Source organism: Cellulomonas sp. URHD0024, from assembly GCF_000426185.1.
GTDB lineage: Bacteria > Actinomycetota > Actinomycetes > Actinomycetales > Cellulomonadaceae > Cellulomonas.
Genome location: NZ_AUEW01000004.1, coordinates 229,104 through 254,550, shown reverse-complemented (window position 1 = coordinate 254,550; position 25,447 = coordinate 229,104). Strand labels below are relative to the sequence as shown.

Annotated in this window: 20 protein-coding genes; 11 read left to right on the top strand and 9 right to left on the bottom strand. The window is 71.7% G+C overall.

Annotation, left to right across the window (positions count from 1 at the left end):
• The first annotated feature begins 4 nt into the window (after positions 1-4).
• The gene (locus I847_RS0106335) at positions 5-430 is read left to right on the top strand and encodes a contact-dependent growth inhibition system immunity protein (protein ID WP_028049025.1); all 426 of its coding nucleotides are present in this window, start codon (positions 5-7) and stop codon (positions 428-430) included.
• 111 nt (positions 431-541) lie between these two features.
• Here I847_RS0106335 and I847_RS0106330 read toward each other — a convergent pair whose 3' ends face one another.
• A complete protein-coding gene (locus tag I847_RS0106330) occupies positions 542-1,570 on the bottom strand; it encodes a hypothetical protein (protein WP_155856038.1) in 1,029 nt (342 codons plus the stop codon).
• A 142-nt stretch (positions 1,571-1,712) separates the two neighbouring features.
• Positions 1,713-3,167, bottom strand: a complete 1,455-nt coding sequence (locus I847_RS0106325) for an amino acid permease (RefSeq protein ID WP_028049023.1) — start codon at positions 3,165-3,167, stop codon at positions 1,713-1,715.
• A 128-nt stretch (positions 3,168-3,295) separates the two neighbouring features.
• On the opposite strand from I847_RS0106325, the gene I847_RS0106320 reads away from it, so the two are divergent.
• The 3 genes from I847_RS0106320 to I847_RS0106310 all read left to right on the top strand — a co-directional run bounded on the left by I847_RS0106320 (position 3,296) and on the right by I847_RS0106310 (position 6,124).
• Positions 3,296-3,760 carry a hypothetical protein gene (locus tag I847_RS0106320; protein ID WP_028049022.1) on the top strand — a complete coding sequence of 155 codons (465 nt, stop codon included), beginning with the start codon at positions 3,296-3,298 and terminating at the stop codon, positions 3,758-3,760.
• Positions 3,761-3,869: 109 nt separating this feature from the next.
• The gene (fabI, locus tag I847_RS0106315; protein ID WP_028049021.1) at positions 3,870-4,637 is read left to right on the top strand and encodes an enoyl-ACP reductase FabI; all 768 of its coding nucleotides are present in this window, start codon (positions 3,870-3,872) and stop codon (positions 4,635-4,637) included.
• 35 nt (positions 4,638-4,672) lie between these two features.
• Positions 4,673-6,124 carry a nitronate monooxygenase gene (locus I847_RS0106310; RefSeq protein WP_034609307.1) on the top strand — a complete coding sequence of 484 codons (1,452 nt, stop codon included), beginning with the start codon at positions 4,673-4,675 and terminating at the stop codon, positions 6,122-6,124.
• A gap of 22 nt (positions 6,125-6,146) precedes the next feature.
• Here I847_RS0106310 and I847_RS0106305 read toward each other — a convergent pair whose 3' ends face one another.
• Positions 6,147-6,992 (bottom strand): isocitrate lyase/phosphoenolpyruvate mutase family protein, encoded by an 846-nt coding sequence (locus tag I847_RS0106305; RefSeq protein ID WP_034609430.1) that lies wholly within the window; start codon positions 6,990-6,992, stop codon positions 6,147-6,149.
• Between the two features lie 102 nt (positions 6,993-7,094).
• Between I847_RS0106305 and I847_RS0106300 the strand changes: the two genes are divergently transcribed.
• Positions 7,095-8,567 (top strand): glutamate synthase subunit beta, encoded by a 1,473-nt coding sequence (locus I847_RS0106300; protein ID WP_028049018.1) that lies wholly within the window; start codon positions 7,095-7,097, stop codon positions 8,565-8,567.
• Here the strand turns inward: I847_RS0106300 and I847_RS22265 are convergent.
• Positions 8,529-9,809, bottom strand: coding sequence for an ROK family protein (locus I847_RS22265; protein WP_051274532.1), 1,281 nt, complete (start codon positions 9,807-9,809; stop codon positions 8,529-8,531). The two genes, I847_RS0106300 and I847_RS22265, sit on opposite strands and share 39 nt — an antisense overlap.
• Before the next feature lie 75 nt (positions 9,810-9,884).
• Here I847_RS22265 and I847_RS0106290 point away from each other — a divergent pair, with 75 nt between their 5' ends.
• From I847_RS0106290 to I847_RS0106260, 6 genes are all read left to right on the top strand, one after another.
• Positions 9,885-11,558, top strand: coding sequence for a glycoside hydrolase family 13 protein (locus tag I847_RS0106290; protein ID WP_034609305.1), 1,674 nt, complete (start codon positions 9,885-9,887; stop codon positions 11,556-11,558).
• Positions 11,559-11,642: 84 nt separating this feature from the next.
• A complete protein-coding gene (locus I847_RS0106285; RefSeq protein ID WP_028049016.1) occupies positions 11,643-12,926 on the top strand; it encodes an ABC transporter substrate-binding protein in 1,284 nt (427 codons plus the stop codon).
• 92 nt (positions 12,927-13,018) lie between these two features.
• Positions 13,019-13,888 carry a carbohydrate ABC transporter permease gene (locus I847_RS0106280; protein ID WP_051274531.1) on the top strand — a complete coding sequence of 290 codons (870 nt, stop codon included), beginning with the start codon at positions 13,019-13,021 and terminating at the stop codon, positions 13,886-13,888.
• On the top strand, positions 13,888-14,787 hold the full coding sequence (locus tag I847_RS0106275) for a carbohydrate ABC transporter permease (RefSeq protein ID WP_028049014.1): 900 nt from the start codon (positions 13,888-13,890) through the stop codon (positions 14,785-14,787). Before I847_RS0106280 ends, I847_RS0106275 begins: the two co-directional genes overlap by 1 nt.
• 187 nt (positions 14,788-14,974) lie before the next feature.
• Positions 14,975-15,820 (top strand): G1 family glutamic endopeptidase, encoded by an 846-nt coding sequence (locus tag I847_RS0106265; RefSeq protein ID WP_028049013.1) that lies wholly within the window; start codon positions 14,975-14,977, stop codon positions 15,818-15,820.
• Between the two features lie 39 nt (positions 15,821-15,859).
• Positions 15,860-18,466 carry a P-loop NTPase fold protein gene (locus I847_RS0106260; RefSeq protein ID WP_034609303.1) on the top strand — a complete coding sequence of 869 codons (2,607 nt, stop codon included), beginning with the start codon at positions 15,860-15,862 and terminating at the stop codon, positions 18,464-18,466.
• Positions 18,467-18,529: 63 nt separating this feature from the next.
• Here I847_RS0106260 and hutI read toward each other — a convergent pair whose 3' ends face one another.
• The 5 genes from hutI to hutH are packed head-to-tail and all read right to left on the bottom strand — an operon-like array spanning position 18,530 to position 25,385.
• On the bottom strand, positions 18,530-19,672 hold the full coding sequence (hutI, locus tag I847_RS0106255; protein WP_028049011.1) for an imidazolonepropionase: 1,143 nt from the start codon (positions 19,670-19,672) through the stop codon (positions 18,530-18,532).
• A 16-nt stretch (positions 19,673-19,688) separates the two neighbouring features.
• Entirely contained in the window at positions 19,689-21,005 is a 1,317-nt protein-coding gene (locus I847_RS0106250) for a formimidoylglutamate deiminase (protein ID WP_028049010.1), read from the bottom strand.
• The gene (locus I847_RS0106245) at positions 21,002-22,150 is read right to left on the bottom strand and encodes an allantoate amidohydrolase (RefSeq protein WP_034609427.1); all 1,149 of its coding nucleotides are present in this window, start codon (positions 22,148-22,150) and stop codon (positions 21,002-21,004) included. The genes I847_RS0106250 and I847_RS0106245 overlap by 4 nt, the downstream gene beginning before the upstream one ends.
• An 11-nt stretch (positions 22,151-22,161) precedes the next feature.
• The gene (hutU, locus tag I847_RS0106240) at positions 22,162-23,823 is read right to left on the bottom strand and encodes a urocanate hydratase (protein ID WP_028049008.1); all 1,662 of its coding nucleotides are present in this window, start codon (positions 23,821-23,823) and stop codon (positions 22,162-22,164) included.
• Positions 23,820-25,385, bottom strand: a complete 1,566-nt coding sequence (gene hutH, locus I847_RS0106235) for a histidine ammonia-lyase (RefSeq protein ID WP_051274530.1) — start codon at positions 25,383-25,385, stop codon at positions 23,820-23,822. The genes hutU and hutH overlap by 4 nt, the downstream gene beginning before the upstream one ends.
• Positions 25,386-25,447: the final 62 nt, after the last annotated feature.

The following is a 25,447-nucleotide window of genomic DNA, read 5'->3' as shown; positions in this document are numbered from 1 at the left end:
GACGATGCGCGACGTACCGCCCGAGCTCGCCGCCCTGACGCTCGACCAGGCCGACCCGCCGTCCTGGGGCCCGACGCCCGACGACGCCACCACGCTCGTCCGTCGCGTCCACCGCCTCCGGACCGTCCCTGTGGCGCAGCTCGGCGTCGAGGACCTGCGTCTGCTCGTCGCGCAGGACGTCGCCCGTGAGCTCCTCGTCCCGCTCGCCGTCGCCATGCTGCGCGACCGACCCCTGCTGGAGGGCGACTACTACCCGGGCGACCTGCTCATGGCCGTGCTGCGGGTGCCCGAGGCGCACTGGGCGGCGCATCCCGACCGGCTCGCGGCCCTGCGGGAGGTTCTCGACCGCCTCGACCCAGAAGATCCCGACTACCCGACGTTCGACGACGACGAGCTCGAGACGGCGATCGCCCGCGCCCGCGCGTGGTGATGCTGCACGGCCGCTCCCGTGCACGCGCGACGGGCGAGGCGCCCTGCCGACCTGAGCCGCAGAACCGGGCAGGGCAGCCACGACGGCCGCACCGGCCTCGGGTCGTCCCGGCTAGATCGAGACGAATGCGCCGATGAGCAGAAGGCTCAGACCCACCAGGGGAACAAGCACTGCCAGGACCCAGGCGGTGCGGGTTCTCGGAGTCAGGACCAGTGAGATCAACAGCCCGAAGCCGAGAATCACCGTGCCGTTCGCCACCAGGGTCGACGTGAAGACCTCCCCGCGTGTCCCCGTCGTACGGACGTTTCCGATGTTGACGACGACGATCGCGACGACGGCCGCAAGAAGGCCCGTCATGGTCAGAACCTGGCCCCGAGCACCCTCGATCTCGGCACGGGCCTTCTCGACCTCCTGCGCCAGGTGCCGGCGTAGGCAGATCGTCTCGACCCGCGCCGCGACGCTCTCGTACTGGGCGATCCGCGCCGCGTAGTCCCAGCGTTCGGACGACTCCAGGTCGATCGCCCGACGCACGTCAGCCAGCCCCTCGAGCCTCTGCCCCCGATACGCGCGAAGCACCCCGCGGTGGGCGAAGTACTTTCCGTACTCGTAGCCGGACAGCTCGAGCGACCGCGTGTTCGCGCTCTCCGCCTGTTGGAGCACGTCGTCGACGTCGGTGTCGCGGGCGTCGAGGACGTGGAGGCAGATCTCGACCATGAGGTTCTGGGCGCCATGGTGCCTCGCGAACCGGGGTAGCTGCGCCGCGCAGAGTGCCCTGGCCCGATCCAGGGAGTACTCGCTGCCGATCTCCGACTCGTACATCAGAGACTCCGCCAGGAGCATCTGGAACTGCGGCAGGTGGCCAAGTCGTCGGGTGATCTCCGGCCCGTGCATGAACTCGACGAACTTTCCGAAGTTTCTGACTCGCCGGTCGATGGTCGTGACTCCGAGAACGCCCGCCACTGCCCAGAGCTCGGGAACATCCGCACTGGTCGCGACCGATTCCCAACGCTCTCGACTGTCCGACCCGTAGAGCGCAACCAGCCTGAAGACGGCATCGGAGAGCGCTCCGTCATAGAACGACTCGTCGGTGAGGGGAGCCATCTCGTCTGCGAGGGCGAGGTCCCAGTCGCGTTCCGTCACCACCGGTCCCTCCGTCGAGCAACGCCGGACGGGCGGCGAGGACACCACCGCGGATCCGCGCAGCGTGGACCCGGCACGCGGGGTGCGGCGTCGGAGCGCACGTCGGCGCGAGCGACCTGCACCAGGTCACCATCCGGTCCGTTCACCACTTCTCCGCCAGCCGCGAGCGCCGCATCGAGTACCCGAAGTAGACGACGAACCCGAGCACCAGCCACACCACGAACCGCAGCCACGTCTCGACCGACAGGTTGAGCATCAGGTACAGGCAGATCGCGGCGGAGACGAGCGGGAGCACCGGCATCCACGGCACCTTGAACGAGCGCGGCAGGTCGGGACGCTTGCGGCGCAGGACCAGGACGCCCACGCTGACCAGGACGAACGCGCTCAGGGTGCCGATGTTGACCATCTCCTCCAGCACGCCGACGGGCGTCAGGCCGGCGACGAGCGCCACGACGACCGTGACGAGCGCGGTGATCACCCACGGCGTCCGGAACGTCGGGTGCACCTTGGCCAGAGCGACGGGCAGCAGGTGGTCGCGGCTCATCGCGAAGATCACGCGGCTGCCGCCGATCATCAGGGTGAGCACGACGGTCGTCAGGCCGGCGACGGCGCCCGCGGAGATGACCGTCGCCATCCAGTCCTCGCCGTGCGCGGTGAACGCGTTGGCCAGCGCGGCCTCCGGGTCGAGCTTGTCGTAGCTCACCATGCCGGTGACGACGACGGACACGGCGCAGTACAGGATCGTGCAGATGATGAGCGAGCCGATGATGCCGATCGGCAGGTCCCGCTGCGGGTTGCGCGTCTCCTCGGCCGTCGTCGCGACGACGTCGAAACCGATGAACGCGAAGAACACGAGCGCCGCGCCCGCGACGACACCGCCCCACCCGAACGTCGAGGGCTCCACCCCGGCGAGCGCCTGCAGCAGCGGCTGGGTCAGTCCGGTGGTCGTCTCGGTGGCCTGCGCGGGCGGGATGAACGGGTGGTAGTTCTCCGTCGAGATGAACTGGATGCCGGCGATGATCACGAACAGCACGACGAACAGCTTCAGCGCGACCAGCACGAGGTTGACGCGCAGGGACTCCTTGATCCCGAGGGTGATGAGCACCCCGAGCACGACGACGAGAACGATCGACGGGACGTCGACGACCCCGCCGTACCCGATCGACTCGGGGATCGAGAAGCCCAGGTTCTCGAACAGCACCCCCAGGTAGGCGCTCCAGCCCTGCGCGACGACGCTGGCACCCAGGAACATCTCGAGGATGAGGTCCCACCCGATGATCCACGCGAAGATCTCGCCCAGGCTCGAGTAGCTGAACGTGTACGCCGACCCCGAGACCGGGACGGTCGAGGCGAACTCGGCGTAGCACATGGCCGCGAGCGCACAGCAGATCGCGGCGGCGACGAACGACAGGACGATCCCCGGCCCGGCGACGTCGTGCGCCGCCCGCCCGGTGAGCGTGAAGATGCCGGCGCCGATGACGACCCCGACGCCGAACACGATCAGGTCGAGCGCGCTCAGCGAGCGCTTGAGCTTGAACTCCGGCTCTTCCGAGTCGGCCATCGACTGCTCGACGGGCTTGGTGCGCAACACGCTCATGGCCGGTCCCCTGACGTCGCCCGAGTGGTCAGCAAAGTCTGGCGGAACGTCGCAGGTGGCGCGCGGTGTGAGCGGTCCGGGGGTGTCGCTAGTCTCCGTGTGTCCGTTCCACGCCTGGAGGAGCTCCCGTGTCGTACGTCGTCGATTTCACCGAGGTGTCCACGGTCGGGCTCGAGTCCTCGCCGGTGGCCGATGCGCTGGCCGGCCTGCGGGCCAACGAGGCGCGCTACTTCACGAACAAGTTCGACCACACGTTCACGGTCGAGCCTGCGAGCGAGGCGAGCGAGACGGTGGACTGGGTCCACTCGGTCCTGAAGGACGAGCGCGACATCGTGATCGCCTCCCGCCCGCTCGAGGCCACGTCCTTCGTGGTGGACGGCACGCGGATGGCCTACGTGTTCTACGAGTCGGGCCTGTCCATCAACGTGATGTACGGCCTCGAGGACGGGAAGAAGCGCGCGGTCGGGTTCAAGCTGTCCGACGGCATGGAGGTCCCCGAGGAGCTGGCGTCGCGCTTCAAGTTCGCGAGGCAGAAGTCGAAGCTGGCCGGCACGATCCGCGGCTCGTTCTTCGTCATCAAGGGCGAGCACTAGCACCACGCTCGTCAAGATGCCGAACGGCCCTGGTCGCGCGGCTGTGGCTGACTACCGTCGTCAACGCCGACCGATCGTCAGGACGGCGCCCACACGGTAGGAGACGCCGATGGCCTTTCTCGACGGCAGGACGATCCTGGTGACAGGGGTGCTCACGGAAGGCTCGATCGCCTTCCACGTCGCCCGGCTCGCCCAGGAGCAGGGCGCGCAGGTGGTCCTGACGTCGTTCGGCCGCCAGCAGAGGCTGACCGAGGCGATCGCCCGGCGGCTGCCCGACCGGGCACCGGTGGTCCGGCTCGACGTCACGTCGACCGCGGACCTGGCCGCCCTGGCGGGGGCCGTGGGTGAGCATGCGGACCGCCTGGACGGAGTGGTCCACTCGGTCGGGTTCGCTCCGCAGTCGGTGCTCGGCGGGCACTTCCTCGACGGGGAGTGGCCGGACGTGGCGACCGCCCTGGAGGTCTCGGCGTACTCGCTCAAGGCCCTCGCGGTCGCCGCGCGGCCGCTGATGCAGCGAGGCAGCGCGCTCGTCGGCCTGACGTTCGACGCAACGGTGGCGTGGCCGGTCTACGACTGGATGGGCGTCGCCAAGGCGGCGCTGGAGTCGACCGCGCGCTACCTCGCGCGGGACCTGGGACCCGACGGGATCCGCGTGAACCTGGTCGCCGCGGGACCGGTCCGGTCGACCGCGGCGAAGGCCATCCCGGGCTTCGAGTCGATCGAGGGCGGTTGGGACCCGCGCGCACCGCTCGGCTGGGACGTCCGCGACGCCGACCCGACGGCCCGCGCCGTGGTCGCGCTGCTCTCGGACTGGTTCCCGGCGACGACCGGCGAGATCGTGCACGTCGACGGCGGGGTGCACGCGATGGGGCTGTGACGACCCGCCGCCGTCCCCCAAATCTGGAGACCCCGATGTCGACATCCCCGCCCGTGCCGTCGCTGCGACGTGCACTCCCGACGATCATCCAGGGTGGGATGGGGGTGGCCGTCTCGTCCTGGCGGCTGGCGTCGTCCGTCGCCCGACGCGGACAGCTCGGCGTCGTCTCGGGTACCGCGCTCGATCTCGTGCTGACGCGTCGGCTCGAGGACGGTGACCTCGACGGCTCGGTCCGTCGGGCGATGGCTGCGTTCCCCGTGCGGGCGATCGTCGAGCGCGTGCTCGCGCGGCACCTGCGGCCCGGCGGGCGAGCACCGGGGGTGGCATACACCCCGGTGCCGCGGCTCAGCATGCGACCCCGTCGAGCCGTCCAGGAGCTGACCGTCCTGGGCAACTTCGTCGAGGTGTGGCTGGCCAAGGAGGGTCACGACGGCCCGGTCGGCATCAACTACCTGGAGAAGATCCAGATGGCCCTGCCGGCCGCGGCGTACGGGGCGATGCTCGCCGGTGTCGATGCCGTGCTCGTCGGCGCCGGTATCCCGCGCCATCTGCCGCACCTCCTGGACGAGCTCGCGGCCCACCGCCCGACCCGGATGCCCGTCGACGTCCTGGGCGACCCGGGCGGCGACCACGGCGTGGACATCGATCCGCCGGACCTTCTCGGACCGGGACTGCTGCCACTGAACCGGCCGGTGTTCCTGGCCATCGTCTCCAGCGAGGTCCTCGCCGCCTACCTGACCCGCGACCCTGCGATGCGGCCCGACGGCTTCGTCATCGAGGGGCCGAGGGCCGGAGGGCACAACGCGCCCCCGCGGGGTCGACCCACGAGGGACGAGCGCGGCCAGCCAGTGTTCGGCGCCCGCGACCAGGCGGACATCGCGAAGGTCGCGGCTGTCGGTCTGCCGTTCTGGCTCGCCGGCTCGCTCGGCACACCCGAGGCGGTGCGGGCGTCGGTGGCGGCCGGCGCGACGGGTGTACAGGTAGGGACGGTCTTCGCGCTGAGCACGGACTCGGGGCTGACCCCGGAGCTCCGTGCTCGGCTCCTGGCCGGGCTGCGTGCCGGCGATCTCGAGGTCCTCACCGACGGGGACGCCTCGCCGACCGGCTTCCCGTTCAAGGTCGCCCAGCTCGACGGCACGCTCTCCGACCCGGCCGTGCGGGAGGCCCGGCCTCGGCTGTGCGACCTGGGCTTCCTGCGGTCGCCCTACCGCAAGGTCGACGGCGGCGTGGGGTACCGGTGCCCCGCGGAGCCCGTCGAGATGTTCGTCCGCAAGGGCGGGTCCGCCGACGACGCCGCGGGCCGGGCGTGCCTGTGCAACGCGCTGTCGGCCGACGTCGGCCTCGGCCAGACCCGACCCGACGGGCGCACGGAGGAGGCACTGGTCACGCTCGGCGCGGACCTCACCGGCGCGAGCCGGCTGGCTGAGCTGCACCCCGACGGGTGGTCGGCCGACGAGGTGCTCGACTGGCTCCTGGCCCCCGCATGACCGCGCGGGGCGAGCACGACCGTCAGGAGCCGAGGCGTCGCTGCAGGTCGGCGTAGCCGATCACGCCGTCGAGGAAGGTGAGCGTCCCGGTGTCGAGCAGCTCCCGGCCGGCCCGCTCCAGAGTGCTGAGCGCGGCGCGAGCCAGGCTGCCGCCGAGGCTGACCCTCGTCACTCCCAGCGAGAAGAGCGTGGGCGCGTCGATGGTGTTCGCCAGCCCCGCCACCACGTTGAGCGGGCCCGGGATGGCGGCGGCGAGCCGACGGATGGTGTCCGCCTCGACGACCCCCGGCACGAAGACGCAGTCGGCCCCCGCCTCGACGAAGCGGACCGCCCGCTCGACCGTCTCGTCGAAGATCGCCTCGTCGGAGATCGCCTCGTCGGAGCGATCTCCCGTCGCGCCTGTGAAGTAGGTGTCCGTGCGGGCGTTCAGCACGAAGGTGGCCGTCGGGGCCGCGGCTCGGGCGGCCGCGATGCGGTCGGTCGCCTCGTCGATGCCGAACAGGCCGCCCGCTCTGGCGTCCTCGAGGTTGGCACCCACGACTCCCAGCTCCACCGCCTGAGCCACCGTGCGGGCGACGTCCTGCGCGGTCTCGCCGTACCCGGCCTCCAGGTCTGCGGTCACCGGGACGTCCACCGCGGCCACGATGCGCCCGACGTGCCGGAGCATCGTGTCGCGGTCCAGCGCGCCGCCGTCCGGGACCCCGCACGACCACGCGATGCCCGCGCTCGTCGTGGCGATGGCCGGGAAGCCGACCTCCTCGAGGATGCGGGCGGACCCGGCGTCCCACGCGTTGGGGAGCACGAAGCCGGGCCCCGCGTGCAGGGCACGAAAGGTGGCCGCCTTGTGGTCCGGCGCTCCGCTGGGCACCACGCCATCATGGCCGGACCACCGCGCAGGGGACAGCCCTGCCGCCCGACAGGGTCCAGGGTCCGTAGAGGGGTACGGCGGTGGAGCCATTACGCTTCCGCCATGGCCGACCCCCGGGGTTTCATGCGAACCCGCGACCGCGAGCTCCCGTCCGACCGTGCCGTCTCGGTGCGCATCCAGGACTGGCGAGAGATCCACCACCATCCCGTCGGCGACGCCGCGGCCCTGGAGTCGCTGCACCGCCAGGCCGGTCGGTGCATGGACTGCGGCGTGCCGTTCTGCCACCACGGGTGCCCGCTGGGCAACCTCATGCCGGAGTGGAACGACCTGACGTGGCGCGGGATGTGGGCGGATGCGTCCGAGCGGCTGCACCTGACCAACAACTTCCCCGAGATCACCGGCCGGATCTGCCCGGCGCCGTGCGAGACCTCGTGCGTGCTCGGGATCAACCAGCCCGCCGTGACGATCAAGAACATCGAGCTGTCCATCGTGGAGGAGGCCTTCGACCGAGGGCTCGTGCACCCCGCGGTGATCGACCGGCACACGGAGTGCACCGTGGCCGTGGTCGGCTCGGGGCCGGCCGGTCTCGCCGCAGCGCAGCAGCTCACGCGGGCGGGGCACACCGTCACCGTGTACGAGCGGGCGGACGCCCCGGGCGGGCTGCTGCGGTACGGCATCCCCGAGTACAAGCTTCCGGCGGACGTGATCGAACGGCGGCTGGACATCATGCGCGCCGAGGGGACCGTGTTCCGCTCCGGCGTCGACGTCGGCCGTGACGTCACCGGCGAGGACCTGCTGGCGAGCTTCGACGCCGTCGTGATGACCACCGGCTCGACGATCCCCCGCGACCTTCCCGTGCCCGGCCGCGACCTGGCCGGCGTGCTGCCGGCGATGGACTACCTCGTCCCCGCCAACCACGCCGCACTGGGCGAGCCGGTCGCCGACGCCCTGGTGGCGACGGGCCTCGACGTCGTCATCGTCGGAGGCGGCGACACCGGTGCGGACTGCCTCGGGACCGCCGTCCGCCAGGGCGCACGCTCCATCACCCAGCTCGAGATCCTCGCCGAGCCGTCGCGTGAGCGCCCGGCCGGGCAGCCGTGGCCGACGTACCCGGCGATCTTCCGCGTCTCGTCCTCGCACGAGGAGGGTGGCGAGCGGGTGTTCGCCGTGAGCACCGTCTCGTTCCTCGGCGACGACGACGGTCGTGTCGCTGGTCTGCAGGTCGTGGATGTCGAGCAGGTCGCGGGGCGGTTCGAGCCCGTCCCCGGGACGGAGCGGGTGCTGCCGGCACAGCTCGTCGTGCTCGCGCTCGGCTTCGTCGGCCCGGAGCGCGAGGGGCTCGGCGAGCAGCTCGGGCTCGCGACGGACGGGCGCGGCTCGTTCGTGCGCGGCGAGGACTTCGCGACGTCGACCCCCGGGGTGTTCGTCGCGGGCGACTGCGGACGCGGTCAGTCGCTGATCGTCTGGGCGATCGCCGAGGGCCGGTCCGCTGCCGCCGCGGTCGACCGCTTCCTCACGGGCCGGACGGAGCTCCCGTCACCGATCAGCGCGAGCACGGTGTCCTTGCGCGCGTAGTGGCGTGGAGGGTGCGGACGGCCGAGGCCGCCCGGCGGGCTGGATCTCGAGCGCGTGCTCACGCACGTGGTCGAGAGCCCGCTTGACGGCACCGACCGTCACGACGTCGCGGCCCAGCGACGACGCCAGGACCTCCATGCCCGGCGGGTCGACGTACCGGTCGAGATCGCTCCGGACGAGCTCCAGCAGCGGTTCACAGGACTCCGCGACTGCACCAGCGATGATGACGCGCTCCGGGTCGTAGATGCTCGCGAACGTCGCGACGACCCGGGCGAGGAGCGCCGCCACGTGCTCGACGACGCTCACGGCGAGGGGGTCGCCCGCACGGGCCGCTGCGAGGACGTGCGTGGCCTCCAGCATCCCCGGGTCCAGGTCCTGCAGGGACGATCCGGCGCCCCGGGCCAGGCGGCGCAGCTGGGCACGGGCGTCCTCACGCACGAGCGCCGCGATACCCGTGGCCGAGCCGACCCCGTCGACGAGGTCCAGGTAGCGCATCTCCCCCACGCCGCCGTGGGCGCCCCGCAGCAGTCGGCCGTCGTCGACCACGCCGGCGCCGAACCGCTCACCGGCCAGCAGCGTGACCTGGCACCGAGCCGTCGCACCGTGGCCCCGCCACTGCTCGGCCACGGCCGCGAGGTTGGCGTCGTTGTCGGTGAGGGCCGTCCACCCGTGGCGGTCGTGGAGGTGGGTGGCGATGTCCGGGTTCATCAGCTCCCAGAACGGGTTGTCCCGGAACGTGGTGCGGCCGTCGCGGTCCACCGGCGCCGGGACCCCGACAGCCACCGCCAGCACGGTTCCGGGTGGCGCGCCCGCGTCCGCCAAGGCCGACAGCGTGCCGTCCTCGATCAGGGCGAGCCGCCGGTCGGCGGTGCCGTCCCGCACGGGGACCACGGGCAGCACCGTGCGGGAGAGGGTGACGCCCCGCAGGTCGGCGACCGTCGCGCTGATGCGGTGCTGACCCGCGTCGACGCCCACGACCACCCCGGCGCGAGGATCGAACGCGTAGCGGCGCGCCGGCCGGCCGGTGCGGTGGTCGTCGCCGACCCGAAGGCTCTCCAGCTCCGTGGCCCAGCCGCGTTCGACGAGCCCCTCGCAGACGTCGTGCACGGTCGCCCGGGAGAGTCCCGTGGCGTCGATGAGCGCCGATCCGGTGACCTCGTCGACGTCCCACAGGTGCTCGAGGACGAGCCGGGTGCTGGCATCGCGAAGATGCCGGGACGACACCGGGACCGGAACCACCACTTGACCTCCTCCGCCAATGGCGCCACTCTAGTGTCGCGACCTAAATTTAAGCCCTACATAAACCCGGAGGATGCGTTGACAGCCCTGTCGGAATTCGGCAGCACGGCACCCGGCCCGAGCCAGCAGGACACGGCATGGTGGCGGCAGGCGGTCGTCTACCAGGTCTATCCGCGCAGCTTCGCCGACGCGAACGGCGACGGCATCGGCGACCTGCGCGGCATCACCGGCAAGGTGGGCTACCTGCGAGAGCTCGGGGTCGACGCCGTCTGGCTCAGCCCCTTCTACCCCTCGGCGCTCGCCGACGGTGGCTACGACGTCGACGACTACCGGGCCGTCGACCCACGGATCGGGACGCTGGAGGAGTTCGACGAGCTCTGCGCCACCCTGCACGCCCAGGGCATCCGGCTCATCGTCGACATCGTCCCGAACCACACCTCGAACCGGCACGTCTGGTTCCAGGAGGCGCTCGCCTCCCCGCCCGGCTCCCGGGCCAGGGAGCGGTACGTGTTCCGCCCGGGCCGCGGCGAGGACGGCGAGCTCCCACCGAGCGACTGGACCTCGACCTTCGGCGGCCCGGCCTGGGAGCCGGTCGGCGACGGCGAGTGGTACCTGCACCTGTTCGCCCCGGAGCAGCCCGACCTCAACTGGGCCGACGACGAGGTGCGTCAGGAGTTCCTCACGACGCTGAAGTTCTGGGCCGACCGGGGGGTGGACGGCTTCCGCATCGACGTCGCGCACGCACTCGCGAAGGACCTCACCGAGCCGCTCGCCAGCCAGGCCGAGCTCGACGCCGCCCTCTGGGGCGGTGCGCACCCGCTCCAGGACCGCGACGAGGTCCACGACATCTACCGCGAGTGGCGGCGCCTGTTCAACCAGTACGACCCGCCGCGCACCGCGGTGGCGGAGGCCTGGGTCCCGGCGCACCGGCGGTCCCGGTACGCCTCCCCCGAGGGTCTCGGGCAGGCCTTCAACTTCGACCTGCTCGAGGCGCAGTGGGATGCGGCGATGTTCGCCTCGATCATCGAGGAGAACCTCGCGCTGGCCCGCGAGTCCGGGACGTCGTCCACGTGGGTGCTCTCGAACCACGACGTGGTGCGCCACGCCACCCGGTACGCGCTGCCGGAGGGCACCGACCTGCACGCCTGGCTCAGCACCGACGGCGCCGACCCGCAGCCCGACGAGGAACGAGGCCGTCGCCGGGCGCGTGCGGCGACGCTGCTCACCCTCGCCCTTCCCGGCTCCGCCTACCTCTACCAGGGCGAGGAGCTGGGGCTGCCGGAGGTGGCGGACCTGCCCGCCGACGCCCTCCAGGACCCGACGTACGTCCGTTCCGGCGGTGAGCACAAGGGCCGCGACGGCTGTCGCGTGCCGCTGCCCTGGGCGACGCAGGGGCCGACGCTCGGCTTCGGTGACCAGCTCGCGCACCTCCCGGTCCCCGCAGACTTCGCCCGCTTCGCCGTCGACAGCCAGGAGGACGACGAGACGTCCACCCTGAGCTTCTACCGACGGGCCCTGGCCGAGCGGCGGCGCCTGCAGAGCGGTGAGACGCTGGACTGGCTCACGGACATGCCCCCGGCGGTCGTCGCGTTCACGCGGCCCGGCGGCTGGATCTCCGTCACGAACTTCGGCACCACGCCGACACCGATGCCGGCGGGCTCGGTGATCGTGTCGAGCTCCGCTCTCGACGGGCCGCAGGTGCCCCCGGAGACGACGGTCTGGCTGCAGCAGAGCGGCCCACACCAGGACTGACCAGTTGCGGACAGCGGCTTGGGCGGCTGTCCGGGTTTGCGGCGACCCTGCCGTGAGGTGACTTCGACCGATGGAGGCGAAGGCATGACGTCCGAGACACCCCTCATGTCGGCGGAGCTCAGCCGACGAGGATTCCTGACAGGTATCGGGCTCGCGGGCGCCGGCCTCGCCCTCGCGGCCTGCGGGAGCAGCTCCGGCTCCCGACCCACCGAGATCGTCTTCTACCAGTCGAAACCGGAGGTGATCGGCTACTTCGACACGCTCATCGAGCAGTTCCACCAGAGCCAGTCCCGCGTGCGGGTGCGTCACGACTCGGCGTCGAACCTGGCCGGAACCTTCGTGCGGGAGGCCCCACCGGACATCGGCTGCCTCAACTACAACTTCGAGGTCTCGCGCTACGTCGATCGCGGCGCGCTCAGCGACCTCGGCGACATGCCGGAGGCGGGTCGGATCATCGACGAGCTCCACCCGCTCATCGACGTCACCGCCAGCTACCCCGACCGCACGAGCGTGATCCCGTACTCGCTCATGGCGGCAGCGGTGCTCTACAACCGGACGATCTTCTCCCAGCACGGCCTGCGGCCGCCGACCACCTGGGACGAGTTCATCGCCGTGTGCACGACGCTCGCGTCCGCGGGCGTCACCCCGATCTACAGCACGTTCAAGGACCCGTGGACGATCGCCCAGGGCCACTTCGACTACGCGGTCGGCGGCACGGTCGACACGACGAAGTTCTTCAACCAGCTCAAACGTCAGGGCACGAACGTCGATGCGGACTCGCCGGTGTCCTTCGAGAAGCAGTTCCTCAAGCCCGTCGAGCAGATGCAGCAGTTCGTCCCGTTCTCGAACGACAACGCGGCGAGCCGTGGCTACGGCGACGGAAACCTCGCCTTCGCCAGCGGCGAGGCGGCCATGTACCTGCAGGGTCCGTGGGCGATCGGGGAGATCGCGAAGTCGAACCCCGACCTCGACGTCGGCGCGTTCCCGCTGCCCATGACGAACGACCCCGACGACCGCAGGGTCCGGGTCAACATCGACCTCGCCCTGTGGATCCCCGAGGGCTCCACGAAGAAGGACGCGGCCCGGGAGTTCCTGGCCTTCCTGATGCAGCCCGAGGTCATCGACGCCTACAACGCGCACGCTCTGGGCTTCGGGGTGACGAAGGACGCTGCCCCGGTCACCAACGAGACGCTGGTCGAGCTGAAGGAGTACTACGACCGCGCCGCCTTCTACGTGGGCGCCTCCCAGCTCGTCCCGCAGTCGATCCCGCTGCAGAACTACGCGCAGTCGCTCGCGGCCGGTGACAAGCCGGAACCGGTCCTGCGGACCCTCGACGCCGACTGGCGTCGCCTGGCCTTCCGTTCCTGAAGACCTCCGCCTCACACCACCAACGGAGACAGCTCATGGCCACAACCGCTGCCCCCCGGACCAGGAGCCGCGACGACGCGACACCAGGACCGATGAGAGCAAGCCACCCTCGCGCCAACAGGACGTTCTACCTGTTCCTGCTGCCCACGCTCGTCCTGTTCACGCTCTGCATCACGCTGCCGGCGATCATGGGCATCACCCTGAGCTTCACCAACTCCGTCGGTTTCGGGGAGTGGCAGTTCACCGGCCTGACCAACTACCTGGCCCTGTTCTCGGATCCCGCGATCCGCGCGTCGTACGCGTTCACGATCGGGTTCGCGCTCGTGACGGTCGTGCTGGTCAACATCGTCGCGCTGCTCCTCGCCGTCGGCCTGACGGCAAAGATCCGGGCCAAGGTCGCGCTCCGTGCGGTGTTCGTGCTGCCCATGGTGATCTCGGGCATCGTCATCGCCTACGTCTTCAACTTCCTGTTCTCCAACTCGCTGCCGCAGGTCGGGCAGACGTTGGGGATCTCGTCGCTCGAGACGAGCCTGCTCGCCAACCCCAACCTGGCCTGGGTGACCATCGTCATCGTCACCGCGTGGCAGGCGATCCCCAGCGCCCTGCTCATCTACATCGCGGGGATCCTGTCCATCCCGGGCGAGGTCTACGAGGCGGCGTCGATGGACGGCGCCTCGTCGCTGCGACGCCTGTCCTCCATCACCCTGCCGCTCCTCGCCGGGTACGTGGTCATCAACATGGTCATCGGCTTCAAGAACTTCCTCAACGCCTACGACATCATCGTCGGCCTGACCAACGGCGGTCCGGGAACCTCGACCCGCAGCGTCGCGATGACGATCTTCACCGGCTTCACCGGCGGCGACTACGCCTACCAGATGGCCAACGCGACGATCTTCTTCCTCATCGCCCTCGTGCTGGCCGTCATCCAGCTACGCCTCAACCGTGGAAGGAGCGCCTTCTGATGACTGCTCAGACGCTGGTCACCACGACCCCCGCCCAGGTAGCGGTCCGTCGTCGCCGACGCTTCCTCGGCCGCAGCGGCGGCGACCGTCCGACCTGGGGCGTCACCGTCGTGCTCGTGCTGTGCACGCTCGCCGTCTTCGTGCCGCTGTACGCGACGCTCTCGATGGCGTTCAAGACCACCGCACAGTCGGTCGACGGCAAGATCTTCTCGCTGCCCGCCCCGTTCAGCATCGACGGGTTCGTGCAGGCGTGGAAGCTCACGAACTTCCCCCGCGGGTTCGCCATCTCGGTGTTCGTCACCGCGGTGACCGTCGTCGGCACCGTCGTGCTGGCGTCGTTCGCCGCCTACGCCATCGCACGCAACTGGGACCACAGGTTCTTCCGGTGGTCGTTCTTCTACCTGCTCGCCGCGATGTTCCTGCCGTTCCCGGTCCTGGCACTCTCCCAGGTCAAGCTCACGGGAATGGTCGGACTGGCCAACCCCGTCGGCGTCGCGCTCCTGCACGTGATGTTCGGGCTGTCGTTCAGCGTCCTGCTGTTCACGGCCTTCATCCGGGGTCTGCCCGAGGAGCTCGAGGAGAGCGCCCGTCTCGACGGGGCCACGACCTGGATGGTGTACCGGCACATCGTGTTCCCGATGATGGCGCCGATGAGCGCGACCGTGGCGATCTTCGCGTTCCTCGCCTCGTGGAACGACTTCATGATGCCGTCGCTGATCACCGCCGACTCCACGCTGCAGACCCTCCCGGTGCTGCAGAACATCTTCCAGACCCAGTTCAGCAGCAACTACAACGTCGCGTTCGCCTCGTACCTCATGGCCATGACGCCTGCGATCGTCGTGTACCTGTTCACCCAGCGCTGGGTGATGGCGGGGGTGACGCAGGGCGCCATCAAGTAAGGGGCCGCGACCGACAGCGACGACGCCGACACCTGCGCGCGTATCACGGGCCTGGTCGGTGCGGTCCTACAGGACGACCGCACTTCGGCCGGAGAAGCCCTCCGGCTCCTCGTCCGCTCCGCCCGGTGCCGCGAAGCGGAGACGAGCACTCGTCTCGGGGGCACCCGACGTGAAGCAGGTGAGCACGATGTCGGACGAGAGCCAGGCGAGCCGCACCAAGGTCACGGCCCCGCCTCCCCAGGGGTTCGATCCCACCACGGCGGGAGTGAAGGACCTGGTCAGGTACCGGGTCCCGCGGCGCCCCGACCCCCAGACCGATCCGGGCCTGACCGCCCTGTGGGACCGGCTGGCGCGTCGGTACGCGGGATTCGAGCACCTGCAGACCGAGGTGCAGCCGCCGACGGCGACCGGTGACGCCGCGCTGGCGTTCGGGCTGGAGCCGACAGAGGACTGCGGCTACGAGCTCACCAGCTTCGGTCAGCCGTTCACCGCCCACTTCGTCACGTGGACCGTCCCCAACCTCCGGTTCGTCGCCGGCCCGCAGGGCGGACCGGTCCGGTTCCAGACCTTCGTCGGCCTCGGCTTCCTCGACGTCCACGTCGAGATGTCGGTCGACGCGGCACAGAACGTCACCGCCGCCGTCACGGTGCAGGGCGGCCCGTCGGGACTGCCCGTCGCCCCCGGCGAGGTCCTGCGTGCGTCGCTGTGCCTCGACACCTCGCCGCCCGGCCGCGCCAACATCGTGCTGGCCAACGAGACGCGCGGCCAGACCGTGAACTTCAGCTTCGACAGCGGCTTTCCCCCGGCCGTCACGATCAACGCCGGGGTCAGCCGCAGCGCGCTCAACGTCCCGTTCAACCCGCTGGCGCAGTTCGGCATCGTCTACTTCGACGAGATCTCTGCCTACAGCACCGGCGGGTTCCGCTCCTTGACCAGCGGCAACGCAGTGGCGATGGTGGACCGCAACGGCAAGGTCATCGCCCGACCGCAGAGGCTCACGGACTTCACGTTCCGCGCCGAGCACCTCGGTTGACATCGGCGGACTCAGAACAGCCATTCTCGGGAGCCGGTCATGGTGTCGCGTTCCACAAGCTCGACGGATGACGTCGGCAGCGCTGACGACCCGGTGCCCGCGTCGTTCGTCGATCCTGAATACGTCGTGGACTCGATCTACACGGAGGCCGCGTCCGCCGCTCTGGAGATCGAGGACATCGCGAGCGCCGCGGCCGACGTCGACACCGCGCGACTCCAGGAGATCACCTATCAGCAGAGAGCCCCCCTCACAGATCCGAACCGCGCCGACGTCGCCACAGTCGTGGCGGCCGAGCTGGCCTGGCACAGGTTCGCCTTCTCTCTCCTGAGCGACGACGCCGCCACGAAGGTCGCAGCAGCCGCGCTGGGCGGAAACGGCTTCGAGCTCAGAATCGCCTGGATCGATGCCGGCCCAGAGCTGGAGGGCAACCCGAGTGCCGAGCTGGCCCAGCTCGAGGCGGCTCGCCGCACAGCCTCGACCGCCCTGAAGAACGCGATCGTCACCGAGCTCGAGGATCGTCTCCGGCTCGAGGTGAACCGCCTTCTGGGCGACGCGAGCTACGACCCGTCGTGGAGCTGGGAGGCCACACCGGGCCTACGGCGTTCGGTGGTCGACGCCGAGTTCTTTCCCAAGACGATCGTCACCCAGGGGATGCGCGACCTCCAGAGCGTCGTGTCCACGATGGACGGCGGTTCGATCGGGCTGGCAGGTCCGCGCGGGATCGGGAAGAGCACAGTCCTGCGCTGGCTCGCGAAGTCGATGGACGAGGACGCCCCGCCGGGCCGTCGAGCCGTCTCGGTCATCGTCTCGGCGCCCGTGAACTACGACCCCCGGGAGTTCCTGCTCCACCTCTTCTCCGAGACCTGCTTGGCCTTCCTCCCCGAGCGGGACCTCTCGCAGACCGCCCTGGACGCGCTGGCGGACGACGAGCGCGAACCGGGCCGCGAGCCCCGCGCACGACGTCGGATCGACGCCGTCGTCTCGCGGTGGGCACGATCGAATCTCGTGTTCGCGGTCCCCCTGCTCTTTCTGGCGGTGGCGGCCTATCTGTTCGGCGGGTCCCCGCTCGCCGCCCTCGTGCTCGGGGGCGCCACACTGTGGTGCGCCGCGGTGTTCCCGGTGGGGTTCCGGATGCGAGCGGCCCTGGTCGTCCTCGCCGTCGGCTGCGCGTTCGGCGGCATCCTCTTCGCGGACGGTAGGCCTTGGGCACTCGTCATCGGATGTGTCGGCTGTGCACTCGTGGTGGGCACGTGGTCGCCCCTAGACCTCCGAGAGGAGCTGTACAGCAGTCGCTACCGACGTGGGATCGACCGCGTGGGACCGAGCCTGCCGGTGCTCGGACGAGTGGGCACCGCGCTCGTCGCCATCGGACTGGCCCTGGTGTGCCTCGCCTTCGTCGACGTGGCGCTGACACTTCTCGACTCGCCCGACACACCGGTCCTCGACCCGTCGGCCCTGCTGCCGGTCCAGGACCCTGACCTCGCGACGATCCTCCTCGCCGTTCTCGCGCCGGTACTGGGCGGCGTGGGGAGATCGGTACGCCGTGGCGAGTTCCAGCGGACGGTGCCCTACAGCTACAGCGACTACAGGCTCCGTGACGAGAAGGACCTCGCTCAGCTCCGTGCAGTCGCCGAGCTGCGCGAGGTCCGGCTGCAGCAGTCGTTCACGAGCTCCCACGAAGGTTCCGTGACGTTCTCGCCCGTCAGCCTGTTCTCCGCCTCGGCGAAGCGGGCGTCCGAGGAGACGGTCGCGCCGCACGTCGAGGGATATGCCGAGCTCGTCGGCCGGTTCCGTCGTCTCCTTCGAGACCTGGGCGAGAACTGCTCGATCCTCGTCGCCATCGACGAGCTGGACAAGCTCGAGGACGTCGACGACGTCGCCGAGTTCCTCAACAACCTGAAGGGCATCTTCGGCGTGCCCGGCGTCCTCTACATCACGACGATCTCGCTGGAGGCCGCGGCCAGCTTCAAACGCAAGGGCGCACCCTTGCGCGAGGCCTTCGACAGCTGCTTCGACGAGGTCGTCGTTCTCAACGCGCTCGGCTACCAGGACACCCGGCGGCTGCTGAACTCGCGGGTGGTCGGGATGCCGCGACCGTTCAAGGCCCTCCTCCACGGGCTCTCCGGGGGGCTCCCGAGGGAGATCGTCCGGCTGGCTCGTCGACTCCAGGTCACCGCCGACTCGAACCAGAAGATCGACCTCGAGTCGGCGGCCGCGACGCTGGCACGCGCAGACCTGCAGGGCCGCCTCGACGTCCTGGACCTGCTGGGCCTCCTCTCCGATCCCGAGTCGGCCCTGTCGCGGGTGGTCGCGGTCGCCCGCTCCGCACTCGAACAAGCCGGCCCGGGATCACGCCTCACCGCACAGGACGAACGCGGCGCGGTCGTCGCGCGACCGGCGTCCGGCGCGCCCGAGGACGACGTCGGGGCGAACACGGCTCGGGTGGCAGCGGCATTCGGCGTCGCCTGGGCCGTGATGGCACGATTCACGAACAGCCTGGACGAGCCGGGCCGCCGCGACCTGGAGTGCGAGGACTCGGCGGACGGGATCGAGGCCCTGGCACAGGCTGCCCGCCTGGTGAACCTCTCGCCCATCCACAGCTGGCGCCTCGCCGAGTCCTATCGCCTGCGCAGCGCCGGCACCTGACAGAATTCCCAGCCGGCCGGCACGATCCGCGGCACGTTCGTCGTGATCACGGGACGAGCGCCCCTAGAGGCTCAGACCCCGGGCGATCGGGACGCCGGGCCGGTAGGCCAGGTGCCGGTGGCTCGGGGCGTCGAGAACCGCCAGGTCGGCGCGGGCGCCCACGCGCAGGTGCCCGACGTCGTCGCGGCGCAGGGCGTGCGCGCCGCCCAGCGTCGCCGCCCGCAGCGCCTCCGCGACCGTCATACGCACCTCGCGGACGGCGAGAGCGATCATCAGCGGCATCGACGTCGAGAAGCACGTCCCCGGGTTGCAGTCGCTGGCCAGCGCGACCTCCACCCCCGCGTCGAGCAGCCGGCGGGCGTCGGGGTACGGGGACCGCGTCGAGAACTCGACCCCCGGCAGCAGCGTGGCGACCGTCGTGCCGTCGGCGAGGGCCGCGACATCCGCGTCGGTCAGGAACGTGCAGTGGTCGACGCTCGCGGCGCCGAGCTCCACGGCGAGGCGGACCCCGGGGCCGTGTCCCAGCTGGTTGCCGTGCACGCGCAGCCCGAGCCCGGCCGCTGCCGCGGCCTCGAGCACCGTCCGGGCCTCGTCGCCGTCGAACGCCACCGGGCTGGCGGGCTCGCAGAAGACGTCGGCCCACCGGGCGTGCGGCGCGCACGCGACGAGCATCGGGCCCGTGACCAGTGCGACGTAGTCGGCGCGGTCGATCCCGGGCGGGACGACGTGCGCGCCCAGGAACGTCGTCTCCACCGTGACCTCGCGGGCCAGCCGGAGCAGGCGCTCCTCCGTCGGGACGTCGAGGCCGTAGCCGCTCTTGATCTCGACCGTCGTCGTGCCCTGCCCGCGTGCCTCGTCGACGAGCCTTCCCAGGCGCCCGCGCAGCTCTCCGTCGGAGGCCGCGCGGGTCGCCGCGACCGTCGCCGCGATGCCACCGCCCGTGTACGGGGTGCCGGACATGCGGGCCTCGAACTCCCCCGCTCGGTCGCCGGCGAAGACGAGGTGCGTGTGGGAGTCGACGAAGCCGGGGACGACGGCTGCGCCCGCGAGGTCCGTGCGGCGGTCCGCGGCCGGCGCGTCCGCCGCCGGACCCACCCAGGCCACCCGGCCGTCCTGCGCGACGAGCGCGGCATCGAGCAGCGGGCCGTCGAACCGCGGGTCGTGCGTGACCAGCTCGCCGATGCCCGTGACCAGGTGCGCGGTCATAGGACCGCCTCCGTCGTCATCGCGTCGTCTCCCACGCCGCGCGGATCGCCGCGCCCAGCATCGCGCCGACGTCGCCGAGCACGTGGCGCCCGCCCTCGACACGCACGACGCCGCCCACCACGACGGTGTCCACGTCGGCGCTCCCGGCGACGAGCACCAGCTGAGCCGGGTCGGCGCCCGCGGTCCGCGGGGTGTCGGTGCGGACCGCGACGAGGTCGGCGGGCGCCCCGGGTGCGAGGCGGCCGCCCGTCGGGTCGCCCAGGCACGTGTGGCCGCCGGCGGTCAGCAGGGTCATCAGGTCACGGGGCGTCAGCACCCCGCGCGTCTCGCCCGCGAGCCGCTCGTGCAGCTCGACCGACCCGGCCTCGGCCAGCAGGTCCGTGCGGACGTGCTGGTCGCTGCCGACCGCCAGCCGGGCGCCGGCGGCGTGCAGCGCGGCCGCGGGGGCGATCCCGTCACCGAGGTCCTGCTCCGTGGACGGGCACAGGCACACACCGGTGCGGGTGGATCCGAGGGTAGCGACGTCCTCCGGCGTGACGTGCACCGCGTGGACGGTCGTCGTGGCGGGACCGAGGGCACCGGCGTCGGCCAGGACGCGGGTCGGGCTCGCCCCGAACGTCCCCAGCGCCTGCTCGTTCTCGAGGCGCTGCTCGGACAGGTGGACGTGCAGCGGGCGGCCCGTCGCGTGCGCGGCGATCGTCGGGAGGTCGTCGAGCGGGACCGCGCGGACGGAGTGGATCGCGGCGCCGACGGTCAGGGTGTCGTCGGGCCGGATGGCGGCGACCCGGGCGGCCCACGCGTCGGCGTCGTGGTCCCCGAAGCGCAGCTGGGGGCCCTGCAGCGGGGCGTCGATGCCCCCGGTGAGGTAGGCCGTGTCGAGGAGGGTGATCCGCAGCCCGGCGTCGCGTGCGGCGGTGCGCAACGCCTCCGCCATGACGTTCGGGTCGTCGTACGGCGTGCCGCCGGCGGCGTGGTGCAGGTAGTGGAACTCCCCCACCGCCGTGACCCCGGCGAGCACCATCTCGGCGTACGTCGCACGTGCGAGGTCGAGGTACGCGTCGGGCGTCAACGTCGCCGCGAGCGCGTACATCTGCTCGCGCCACGTCCAGAACGTGCCGCCGCGGTCGTGGGTCCGACCGCGCAGCGCCCGGTGGAACGCGTGCGAGTGGGTGTTGGCGAAACCCGGCAGGACGACGCCGGGCAGCCGGTGGTCACCCTCCTCGGCGCGTGCGCCGACGGTCACGGCGGTGAACCTGCCCGCCGTCTCGGTGAGCCGCACGTCGTCGGCCAGCCCGTCCGGGAGCCACGCGTGCGCGGCCCAGTACGTGGTCACGCCAGCAACCGTTCCAGAGCGGCGGCGAGCGCGTCGACGCCCGCGAGGCAGTCGGCCTCCTCCGCGTCCTCGGCGGGGGCGTGCGAGATGCCTGACGGGTTGCGCACGAAGATCATGGCGGTCGGGATGCCGGCCGCCGCGAGGATGCCCGCGTCGTGCCCCGCGCCCGTGCTCAGCCGCGGAGAGCCGCCGAGCGCGTCGGCGACCGTGTCCGCCAGGTCGGCGTCGAACATCGTCACGGGCGTCCACGAGTCCTGGTCCGGGGCGTAGTCCGCCAGGGCCGCCAGGACCCCGTGCACCGCGGACTCCGACTCCGCCCGGACGTCGAGCCACGCCGTGACCCGGGACGGGATCGCGTTCACCCCGTTCGGGTCGACCTGCAGCTTCCCGACGGTCGCGAGCGCGCCGGCCTGGACGGCAGCAACGCGCACACGACGCAGGAGCCCCGCCAGGTCGAGCATCGGGTCGCGGCGGTCGGCCAGCGGGGTGGTACCGGCGTGGTTGGCCTCGCCGCGCAGCTCGACCCGCCAGCGGCCGTGCGGCCAGATCATCCGTCCGACCCCGACCGCATCGCCGGTGTGCACGAGCCCGCGGCCCTGCTCGACGTGCAGCTCGACGAACGACGCGATCCGTCGCAGCGCCTCGTCGTCGCGACCGAGCGCGCTCGGGTCGCGGCCCGCCCTGCTCAAGGCATCCGCCAGCGTGCCCCCGTCGGCGTCCCGGAGACCGCGGGCCCTGTCGGCGTCGAGCGCCCCGGTGATCAGTCGGGAGCCTGCGCAGGCGACGCCGAACCGGGCGCCCTCCTCGTCGACGAAGTTCGCGATGCCGAGGGGTCTGGCGGGCTGGATCCCTCTCTCGCGAAGCAGGTCGAGCGCCGCGAAGGCGCTGATCACCCCGAGCGGCCCGTCGAACGCGCCGCCACCCGGCACGGAGTCGAGATGGCTGCCGGTGACGACGCCAGGGGTTGCGTCCGGAGCTCCCCACCACGCCCACTGGTTGCCGGCACGATCGGTGACCAGGTCCAGGCCACGGACCGACGCCTCCCCCGCGAACCACTCGCGGAGCACCTGGTCCTCGGCGCTCCACGCGAACCGCCGGTAGCCGCCGTCGCCGGCGCGTCCGACAGGCAACAGGTCCGACCACATCCGAGCGAACGTCACGGGCGCCCCTCCCGCATCGGCACGCGCAGGCCGTGCGCCGTCGCGACCTCGTCGGCCACGGGGTAGCCGGCGTCGACGTGCCGCAGGACGCCCATGCCGGGGTCGTTGGACAGCACCCGCGCGAGCTTGCGGGCGGCCAGCTCGGTGCCGTCGGCCACCGACACCTGCCCGGCGTGGATCGAGCGCCCCATGCCGACCCCGCCGCCCTGGTGGATCGACACCCAGGTGGCACCCGAGGACGCGGCGACGAGGGCGTTGAGCAGCGGCCAGTCCGCGATGGCGTCGGACCCGTCGGCCATGCCCTCGGTCTCGCGGTACGGCGACGCGACAGAACCGGCATCGAGATGATCGCGGCCGATGACGAGCGGGGCGCTCACCTCTCCGGCGGCGACGAGCTCGTTGAACCGCAGCCCGGCGCGGTCCCGCTCGCCGTGCCCGAGCCAGCAGATGCGCGCCGGCAGCCCCTGGAACGCCACCCGTTCCTGGGCCGCGCGGATCCAGCGGTGCAGGTGGTCGTCGTCCGGGAACAGGTCGAGCACGGCCTGGTCGGTCGTCGCGATGTCGCGGGGATCGCCCGACAGCGCCGCCCAGCGGAACGGCCCCTTGCCCTGCGCGAACAGCGGCCGGATGTACGCGGGGACGAAGCCCGGGAAGTCGAAGGCACGCTCGTAGCCCCCCTGGCGTGCCTCGTCGCGGATCGAGTTGCCGTAGTCGAAGACCTCGGCGCCGGCGTCCTGGAAGCCGACCATCGCCTCCACGTGCCGCGCCATCGACTCCCGCGCGCGCTCCGTGAACTCCTCGGGCTTGCCTGCGGCGTAAGCCGCCCAGTCGGCCACGTCGATCCCGACGGGCAGGTAGGACAGCGGGTCGTGCGCAGAGGTCTGGTCCGTCACCACGTCGACGTCCACGCCCCGGCGCAGCAGCTCGGGCAGGACGAGCGCCGCGTTGCCGACGACGCCGACGGAGAGGGCCGTCCTCGAGGCCTTGGCCGCGAGAACCAGCGTGATCGCCTCGTCCAGGTTCGTCGCGACGCGGTCCAGGTAGCGCTCGCGGACTCGCCGGTGCAGGCGCGCGCCGTCCACGTCCACGATGAGGCAGGCGCCGCCGTTGAGCGTCACGGCGAGCGGCTGGGCACCGCCCATGCCACCGCAGCCGCCGGTCACGGTGAGGGTGCCGGCCAGCGTGCCGCCGAACCTCGATGCCGCCACGGCCGCGAGCGTCTCGTACGTGCCCTGCAGGATCCCCTGCGTGCCGATGTAGATCCACGAGCCCGCGGTCATCTGCCCGTACATCGTGAGCCCGAGCTGCTCGAGCCGGCGGAACTCGGGCCAGGTCGCCCAGTCGCCCACGAGGTTCGAGTTGGCGATGAGCACGCGCGGCGCCCACTCGTGCGTGGTGAGCACGCCGACGGGCTTGCCGGACTGGACCAGCAGGGTCTCGTCGTCGCCGAGGGTGGTGAGCGTGCGGACGATCGCGTCGTAGGCGTCCCACGACCGGGCCGCCCTGCCGGTGCCGCCGTAGACCACCAGGTCGTCGGGGCGCTCGGCGACCTCGGCGTCGAGGTTGTTCATGAGCATCCGCAGCGGGGCCTCGGTCTGCCAGCTGCGGGCGGTCAACGTGGTCCCGCGGGGGGCGCGGACGGGGCGAGGTCCGTTCACGAGCGAGCTCCTTCCAGCGCGGCTTCCACGACGGCTCCCGATCCCACGGCCGCAGCCGCCGTCTCGAGGTCGGGCGAGAGGTAGGTGTCGGGCCCGGGGCCGGGGATGCCCCGCGCCCGGAGCAGGTCGCGCACCGCGGCGGTGGCCGGGGACGGTGTCAGTGGCGCCCGCAGGTCCATCGCGCGGGCCGCGGTGAGGACCTCGATGCCGAGCACGCGGGTGAGGGCGTCGAGCGAGCGGCGCAGCTTGCGAGCCGCGTGCCAGCCCATCGAGACGTGGTCCTCCTGCATGGCCGACGACGGGATCGAGTCGACGCTCGCCGGCACGGCGAGCCGCTTGAGCTCCGAGACGAGGCCGGCTGCGGTGTACTGCGCGATCATCAGGCCGGAGTCGACGCCCGGGTCGTGGGCGAGGAACGGTGGCAGGCCGTGGTTGCGGGCGACGTCGAGGAACCGGTCGGTGCGGCGCTCGGACATGCTGGCGACGTCGGCGACGGCGATCGCCAGGAAGTCGAGCACGTACGCGACCGGGGCGCCGTGGAAGTTGCCGTTGGACTCGACGCGGCCCTCGGCCGTGAGGACGGGGTTGTCGACCGCGGCGGCCAGCTCACGCTCGGCGACGAGGCGGGCGTGCTCCAGGGTGTCGCGGGCGGCGCCGTGGACCTGCGGTGCACAGCGCAGCGAGTACGCGTCCTGCACGCGAGTGCAGTCCGGCGTCTTGTGGCTCGCCATGATCCCCGACCCGTGCAGCACGGCACGGATGGTCGCTGCCGACACCGCCTGGCCGGGGTGCGGCCGCAGACGCTGGAGGTCGTCCGCGAAGACGGCGTCGGTGCCGAGCAGCGACTCGACGGACATCGCGGCCGCGACGTCGGCGGTGGTCAGGAGCAGCTCGAGGTCGTGCAGCGCGAGCGCCAGCATGCCGAGCATGCCGTCCGTCCCGTTGATGAGCGCGAGCCCCTCCTTCTCGGAGAGGGTCACCGGCGTCAGCCCCGCCTGCGCGGCCGGCATGAGCGTCCCCGCGGCGTCGCGGACCTCTCCTTCGCCGATGAGCGCGAGGGCGCAGTGCGCCAGCGGAGCGAGGTCGCCCGAGCAGCCGAGCGAGCCGTGCTCGCGGACCACCGGCGTGACGCCGGCGTCGAGCATCGCCGCGTACGCCGTCGCGACCTCGGGTCGTACGCCCGTCCGGCCGGTCGCGAGCGTGGACAGCCGGAGCAGCATGAGCGCGCGGACCACCTCGCGCTCGACCTCGGGGCCGGTGCTCGCCGCGTGCGACCGGACGAGACTGCGCTGGAGGTCGCGTCGTCGCTCCGGCGGGATCGACAGCGTGGCCAGGGCGCCGAAGCCCGTCGAGATGCCGTAGTGCGGCTGCGTGTCGACTGCCAGCCGCTCGACGACCGCGCGACCGCGGGCGACGGCGTCGAGCGCCTCGCCCGACAGTCGGACCCCCGCGCCCAGCCGTGCGACGGCGACCACCTCGTCGATCGAGACCGGCCCGGTGCCGACGACGACGGTGCCGACCGCTCCGACGGCGCTGGCAGTGCTGGTGGTGATCGTGCTCATGCCTCATGACACCGCTCCGCGCGTGTTCCGCCACAGGTCCTGCGGGTGGATAGTGTCTGGGA